The organism is Pseudogulbenkiania sp. FW507-F1 (assembly GCF_058781125.1).
Window position 1 is genome coordinate 78299 of the sequence record NZ_JBYSWM010000019.1, and the last position, 7425, is coordinate 85723.

The 7425-nt window shown below is 63.1% G+C and carries 7 protein-coding genes; 2 read left to right on the plus strand and 5 right to left on the minus strand.

What is annotated here, in order from left to right; genetic code table 11:
• Window positions 1-21 precede the first annotated feature (21 nt).
• Entirely contained in the window at window positions 22-849 is an 828-nt protein-coding gene (locus tag AC3WG5_RS13370; protein WP_492569036.1) for a substrate-binding periplasmic protein, read from the plus strand.
• A 56-nt stretch (window positions 850-905) separates the two neighbouring features.
• Here the strand turns inward: AC3WG5_RS13370 and argS are convergent, their stop codons facing one another.
• The 4 genes from argS to AC3WG5_RS13390 form a co-directional block, all read right to left on the minus strand.
• Complete coding sequence (gene argS / locus AC3WG5_RS13375) at window positions 906-2624, minus strand: arginine--tRNA ligase (RefSeq protein ID WP_482582621.1); 1719 nt, start codon at window positions 2622-2624, stop codon at window positions 906-908.
• A gap of 361 nt (window positions 2625-2985) precedes the next feature.
• The gene (gene trhP, locus AC3WG5_RS13380; protein ID WP_492569037.1) at window positions 2986-4329 is read right to left on the minus strand and encodes a prephenate-dependent tRNA uridine(34) hydroxylase TrhP; all 1344 of its coding nucleotides are present in this window, start codon (window positions 4327-4329) and stop codon (window positions 2986-2988) included.
• Window positions 4330-4350: 21 nt separating this feature from the next.
• Window positions 4351-4770 (minus strand): hypothetical protein, encoded by a 420-nt coding sequence (locus AC3WG5_RS13385; protein ID WP_008953696.1) that lies wholly within the window; start codon window positions 4768-4770, stop codon window positions 4351-4353.
• A gap of 169 nt (window positions 4771-4939) precedes the next feature.
• Window positions 4940-5152 (minus strand): hypothetical protein, encoded by a 213-nt coding sequence (locus AC3WG5_RS13390; protein ID WP_008953695.1) that lies wholly within the window; start codon window positions 5150-5152, stop codon window positions 4940-4942.
• A 186-nt stretch (window positions 5153-5338) separates the two neighbouring features.
• On the opposite strand from AC3WG5_RS13390, the gene fliW reads away from it, so the two are divergent.
• Window positions 5339-5785, plus strand: a complete 447-nt coding sequence (gene fliW, locus AC3WG5_RS13395) for a flagellar assembly protein FliW (RefSeq protein ID WP_492569038.1) — start codon at window positions 5339-5341, stop codon at window positions 5783-5785.
• A gap of 306 nt (window positions 5786-6091) precedes the next feature.
• Here the strand turns inward: fliW and AC3WG5_RS13400 are convergent, their stop codons facing one another.
• Complete coding sequence (locus AC3WG5_RS13400) at window positions 6092-7288, minus strand: amino acid aminotransferase (RefSeq protein WP_492569039.1); 1197 nt, start codon at window positions 7286-7288, stop codon at window positions 6092-6094.
• Between the last annotated feature and the right edge of the window lie 137 nt (window positions 7289-7425).

Consider the following 7425-nt stretch of genomic DNA (forward strand, 5'->3'; position numbering starts at 1 on the left):
TGCAAATCGGACCGGACGGCCATGACTTTCGCTGCACTCACCTTCCCCCTGCTTGGCCTTGCCCTACCCAGCCTGAAGCGGCTGCTCGGCGGTCTCGCTGCCGGCCTGCTGCTGATAACGGCCTGCCAAGCGGCGCCCAGGCTCGCCCTCTACACCGAGGAGTGGCCGCCCATGTCCTTTACCAACAACAGAGGGGTGCCGGATGGCATGGCCGTCGAGGTGGTGAACGAGATACTGCGGCGCACGGGACAGAACAACCCGATCGCCGTGGTGCCCTGGATACGCGGCTACAATCAGTTGCTGACCCGCCCCAACGTCCTGCTGTTCACCGTCGGGCGCAACGCCGAGCGCGAACGCAACATGACCCTGCTGGGGCCGATCGCCATGTCGAGCACCGTGCTGCTGGCGCGCAACGAAGACGTCCTGGCATTGCAAGCACTCGGCAGCGACATCCTGAAACGGGAAGTGGCCGCCTACCAGGGCAGCATCTTCGAGAGTACGGCGCGCAACAAGGGGTTTTCCAGCATCCGGGAGACCGGCAGCAGCGAGGAAGGTGCGCGCATGCTGCTCGCCAAGCGGGTGGACCTATGGGTGGAAGGGAATGTCGCGGTGGCCCAGACCCTGCAACGGCTAGCCATCCCGCCCGGCCGCGTGGCCCGCGTCATAACCCTGGATTCGCTCGACCTCTACCTCGCCTTTTCGCGCGGCACCGACCGCGAGACCATCCTGCAATGGCAGGCTGCGCTACGCGACATGAAGAAGGACGGTACCTTTCAGGCGATCCATCAGCGTTGGCTCCCCGGTGAAGCGCCGCCACTGCAGGTCATGCGCCTCGGACTCGAGCCCTGAAGAGACAAAAAAGCCCAACCGAACGGTTGGGCTTTTTGCTGTCGTCGAGAGCGCGCTTACATCGCGTCGAGCACCTCGATGCCGAGCAGGCCGAGGCCGCTCTGGAGGGTTTTCGCCGTCAATGCCGCCAGTTGCAGGCGGCTGGCACGCACTTCACCCTCGCTCTTCAGGATCGGGCAGGCCTCGTAAAAGCGCGAGAACAGCGTGGCGACATTGTACAGATAGCCGCACAGGTGGTGCGGCTGGCTGCTGTCGGCCACGGCGAACAGCACGTCTTCGAATTGCGCCAGCGCGACCGCCAGCTGCTTTTCCGCCACCTCGGTGATCAGTACCTTGGCCGCCGGGTCGAAGTCCTCGGCCTTGCGGAACACGCTCTGCACGCGTGTGTAGGCATACTGCAGGTACGGCGCGGTGTTGCCCTCGAAACTGAGCATGGCATCCCAGTCGAAGATGTAGTCGGTATTGCGGCTCTTGCTCAGATCGGCGTATTTCAGCGCGCCGATGCCCACCACCGCGGCGATCTGACGGCGCTCGGCTTCCGGCAGCTCCGGGTTCTTGCTGGTAACCAGTTGGAAAGCGCGTTCCACCGCCTCGTCCAGCAGTTCCACCAGCTTGACGTTCTCGCCGGAACGGGTTTTCAGCGGCTTGCCGTCCGGCCCCATGATGGTGCCATGGCCGATGTGCTGGAAGTCGGCTTCTTCCGGCAGCCAGCCCGCCTTGCGTGCGGTGCTGAACAGCTGCTGGAAGTGCAGGCTCTGGCGCGAATCGACCACGTACAGGCAGCGATCCAGCCCCAGCTTGTTCACGCGGAAGCGGATGGCGCCGAGGTCGGTGGTGGCGTACAGGTAGCCACCGCCCTGCTTCTGGACGATGAAGGCAGCCGGTTCGCCTTCCTTGTTCTTGAATTCGTCGAGGAAGACGACTTGCGCACCCTGGTCTTCGACCAGCAGGCCTTTCTGGCGCAGCTCTTCCACCAGTACCGGCAGGTCGTCGTTGTAGAAGCTTTCGCCGCGCACATCGTCGTCGTTCAACTGCAGGCCGAGCTTCTGGTAAATGGCGTTGCAGTGGGTCAGCGACAGCTTGACGAACTGCTGCCACAGTTTCAGCACTTCGGCATCGCCGGACTGCAGTTTCACCACATAATCGCGGGCGGTGTCGGCAAAGGCCGTATCTTCGTCAAAACGCTTCTTGGAGTGCTTGTAGAACGTGTCAAGGTCTTTGAGCTCAAGGTCGGCCTGACCGCTCTTGCTGATTTCCACCATGTAGGCTACCAGCATGCCGAACTGGGTACCCCAGTCCCCCACATGGTTCTGGCGCACCACATTATGGCCGATGAAGCTGTTCACGCGGACCAGCGCGTCGCCAATGATGCCGCCGCGCAGGTGGCCGATGTGCATTTCCTTGGCGAGGTTGACCGAGGAATACTCCACCATGACCTTCTTGGCGTCGACCTTGGTAATACCCAAGGCTTCATCGGCCAGCGCCGCTTCGGCGCGGCGGGCGAGGAAGGCCGGGTCGAGGTGGATGTTGATGAAGCCGGGGCCGGCGATTTCCAGCTTGCTGGCGATGCCCTCGAGGTCGAGCACGGCCAGCACTTTCTGGGCCAGTTCGCGCGGGTTGGTCTTGAGCTGCTTGGCGGCGGCCATCACACCGTTGGCCTGGTAGTCGCCGAATCCCGGCTTGCTGGCCGGCTGGACGTTGGCCGAAGCGTCAGGCGCGCCGGCGGCGGCGAGTGCAGCCTGCACCCGCGCGGAAATGAGTTGCAAAATGGTCATGTCGGTCCCGAAAGGTCTGGCACAAGCGGCTCGCGGCCCCTGCGCGATATCAGGGTGAAATTGTAAGCGCTCGCCACTGGCCAGGGCAAACTTTGCCGCAGTGCAGCGTACGGCGTTCAAAGCCAAGCGCGGCGCTCCAGGAGGAGACGCCGCGCCTTCGGCCAGCCTTGAGCCGTTGGTTCCGAACCAGTTCACGATCCGTCGCGAGCGGCCCTCAGCGGGGTGAAGAGCAGCGCAGGAACCGGGAAGGACACCGAGTCCATGAGGATCATGGCTGAGCGAATCTCCAATGGAGATTCGCACGCGCAGAGCCGCGCATGAGCCCCGATCAGAGATGCGCAGCAGGATCGTGGATCGGTTCTCAGAGGAGGCGCGCGATCAGCGCCTTCTCCATCCCTTCCATGCCCGGAATCTTCACCTTGACGCCGTTGCCCGGCGCCACCTCGGTGGCCGCGCCGTCGCGCGTCATGGTGGCAAGGTCGACGATGCGGTTGCCGCTCGGGTGGATGATTTCCAGCTTGTCGCCGACAGCGAAGCGGTTCTTCACGTCGATCAGCGCCCAACCCTCGCCGTCCACTTCCAGCACTTCGCCGACGTACTGGCTGCGCTTGGCCTGGGAGTGGCCGGTGAGGTAGTTCTGGTATTCCTGGGTCTGGTGACGCTCGAGGAAGCCCGGGGTATAGCCACGGTTGGCCAGGCCTTCGAGGTCGGACAGCAGCGAGAAGTCGAACGGGCGGCCGGCGACGGCGTCGTCGATCGCCTTTCGGTAGGCCTGGGCGGTGCGCGACACGTAGTAGATCGACTTGGTACGGCCTTCGATCTTGAGCGAGTCGACGCCGATCTTCACCAGTTTCTCCACCTGCTCGATGGCGCGCAGATCCTTGGAGTTCATGATGTAGGTGCCGTGCTCGTCCTCGATGATCGGCATCAGTTCGCCCGGACGGCTGCCCTCTTCGATCAAATAGGTCTTGTCGGCCAGCGGGTGGCGCTCGGCACCGCCACAGGCGGCGAAGCTCTGGTTGGCTTCTTCCAGCGCCTTGTTGAAGTCGAACTTGATGGTCTGCACGTCGCCGGCATCGTCGCCCTGGGTGTCGTGCATTTTGTAGTCCCAGCGGCAGGCGTTGGTACAGGTGCCCTGGTTCGGGTCGCGATGGTTGAAGTAGCCGGACAGCAGGCAGCGGCCGGAGTAGGCGATGCACAGCGCGCCGTGCACGAACACCTCGAGCTCCATGTCCGGGCATTCCTGACGGATCTCGGCGATTTCGTCAAGGCTCAGTTCGCGCGACAGGATAACCCGGGTCAGGCCGATCTTCTGCCAGAACTTCACGCCCATCAGGTTGGTGGTATTGGCCTGCACCGAGAGGTGGATATTCACCTCCGGCCATTTCTCGCGCACCATCATGATCAGGCCGGGGTCGGCCATGATCAGCGCGTCCGGCTTCATGGCGATCACCGGCTCCATGTCGGCGAGATAGGTCTTGAGCTTGGCGTTGTGCGGCAGGATGTTGCTGGCGACGAAGAACTGCTTGCCGCGGGCATGCGCCTCTTCGATACCCTGGCGCAGTTCTTCCAGCTTGAATTCGTTGTTGCGAGCGCGCAGCGAGTAACGCGGCTGGCCGGCGTAGACGGCGTCGGCGCCATAGTCGTAGGCGGCACGCATCTTGTCGAGCGAGCCGGCGGGGAGCAGCAGTTCCGGGGCTTTCATCAGGCTTTCGGTTCCAGTTTTTCAGTGCAGCATGGCGCTGGCGGGCAGCGGCTTGAGGTCCGGCGCGACAAAGGCTCGGCGCGCGGTCTCGTCATGCAGTTTTTCTTCGGAATAGTGTTGCCGCAACAGGCTTGGCAGGTCGTCGCGCACGTCAGGGCAGCACGCCAGGAAGGCGGGCCAGTCGTCCAGCAATTCCGGCTTCGCGTCGAGGCGGCTATAGAGGATGGCCAGCGCCGCCATGGTCAGCGTGTGGTGGTACTTGTGCGCCGCGCCCTTGGCCATGGCGTAGCGCGACAGGGTACGGGCGCAACGTGCCGCCGCCTCGCGTGCCGGGTACTGGCGCCGGTAGGCCCAGGCCGCCAGCAGATGGGCTTCGTGGTTGAAGTCGGCTTCAGGCAGCGCCAACGTTTCCAGCTGTCGCAGCAACCCGTGGTGGTCCATGACGAGGAACACTCCTGAAGAGAGAAAAAAGAACAAGGCCCCACCGGCAGTGGAGCCTTGTTTTCGATCTATTGTGCGGCGCGATTATGCGCCCCGCCCCGGCCACAGTCAACTGCGACCCGCCCCAAACCCCGGGGTTTAAGATACTGTTTTGAATGCCATTTTTACTTCATGGTTTTTTCATCAGCGCCACCAGCGCGGTGAACTGCCCCACCACGCCGACCACCATCAGCCCAGACCAGAGCAGCGACGGCAGCAGACCGTTCGCCGAAGACGACTGCATGCCGGCGCCGGCCAGCGCCAGCAACAGGGTGGACAACAACAGCACTAGGATCGCGAGGCGGCGGTCCTGACGCAGGCGGCGGAAAAACAGTTGAAGCATGGCATGGCACCTTGTGATGAAACAGTCACGGCCCGACCCCCAAGGGGAGGCAGCGAGCCTTGTACAGCCCACAATTGTAATACGACGGCCGGCCTTGGCGCGCCTTGGCACACCGGACGGATTTTGCCCGCCAGACAATCACCCATCAGGCATAATGAGCGACCAGACCCCCGTTAGGAGCCAACCATGCTGTTCAGATCGAGCCTGCTGGGCGAAGTCGAGGTGGACGAAGCCACCACCCTGCTCTTCCCCCATGGTATTCCCGCATTTGAAAACTGCACCCGCTTCCAGCTGTTTCACGATCAGGACAAGGCCGAACCCAGCGTGTTCTGGATGCAGTCGCTCGACAACCCCGACGTTCTGTTCAGCGTGGTGTCGCCCACTGAATTGGGACTGCGCTACGAAATCGAGCTGAGTGAAGACGACGTGACCGCACTCGGATTGAGCCACCCGGAGGATGCGGCCATCCTGCTGATGGTGTACAAGCCGCAGGAGCAGGCCGACGAGGCACACCCGGTACTGGCCCCGCTCAGAGCCAACGTGCGCAACCCGCTGGTAATCAACCTGGCGGCGCGCCGTGGTTTGCAGAAGGCCGGGCTGGGGTGTGACATCCTGTTCCACAACCGCGGCTGAGCGCCTGTTTCATTAGCCGGCTGCGCCTTCCCTCATCCACAATGAAAACGGCCGCCCCATACGGGCGGCCGTTTTCATCCTTGCCAGCAACATGCAGACACAGAATCTACCCCACCAAGCGAGCGAGCCAAAGCAGATTGAGTGCCGCCAGCGCACAGGAACCGGAATGTACACGGAGTACATGAGGATTCCGTATCGCTGAGCGAATCCCTGCGTGCAAATCTTCGATTTGCTCAGCGATAGATTCGCACGCAGTGCTGCCGGCACTCAAGATGCGAAGGCGCAGCCGCCTGGTGGAATAGATTCTCAGCCCTTCAGCACCTCGGCCATCGCATCCGCCACATACTCGACGTTACGGCTGTTGAGGCCGGCGACGCACATGCGGCCGGAACGCACCAGGTAGACGGCGAACTCCTCACGCAGACGATCGACCTGCTCCGGGGTCAGACCGGTGTAGCTGAACATGCCGCGCTGCTTGATGAAGTAGCTGAAATCACGGCCCGGCACCTTGGCGGCCAGCACCTCATACAGCTTCTGGCGCATGGCCTTGATGCGCTCGCGCATTTCGGCGACCTCGCCCTCCCATTCCTGGCGCAGCACCACATCATTCATCACCATAGCGGTGACCTGGCCGCCATGGGTCGGCGGGCTGGAATAGTTGCGGCGCACCGTGGCCTTCATCTGGCCCAGCACGCGCCCGGCTTCTTCGGCATCCTGGCACACCACCGACAGGCCACCGCAGCGCTCGCCGTAGAACGACAGGTTCTTGGAGAACGAGTTGCTGACGAAGAAGCTGATACCGGCGTCGGCCATGGTGCGGATGGCATAGGCGTCTTCGTTCAGCCCGTCACCGAAGCCCTGGTAGGCGATGTCGAGAAAGGGGATCAGGTCGCGCTCTTTGACCACGGCGATCACCTCGCGCCACTGCGCGTTGGAGAGATCGACACCGGTCGGGTTGTGGCAGCACGGGTGCAGCAGCACCACGGTCTTGGCCGGCAACTGCTTGAAGCAGGTGATCATTTCGTCGAATTTCACGCCGCCGCTGACTGCGTCGTAGTAGGGGTAGTCGTGCACCACGAAGCCGGCACCTTCGAACATGGCGCGGTGGTTGTCCCAGGTCGGGCTGCTGACCCAGACTTCGCTCTCGGGGAAGTAGCGCTTCAACAGATCGGCGCCGATCTTCAACGCACCGGAGCCGCCGATGGTCTGGATGGTGGCGATGCGGTCGGACGTGACGGCCTCGTGCCCGGCACCGAACAGCAACTCCTGCACCGCCCGGCGGTAGTTGGCGGCACCTTCCATCGGCAGGTAGGCGCGCGGGCCGGCGGCTTGCACACGCGCCACCTCAGCCTTCTGCACCGACGGCAACAGCGGAATGCGTCCTTGTTCGTCGTAGTACAGGCCGATGCCGAGGTTGACCTTGTTCGGGCGCGGGTCGTTATTGAAGGTTTCGACGAGGGTGAGGATCGGGTCGCCGGCGTAGGCGTCAACGTGTTCGAACATGGTGCGGGCCACAGTCTCGTAGTGTTGGTTGATGAGCGAAACAAGCAGGCGCTAACCGTACCATGAAACGGCCGCCGAGGCGTAGTGCGGGACGGAGCACTTCGAGATGGCATCGCCCTGCCCCCCCCCCCCCCCCC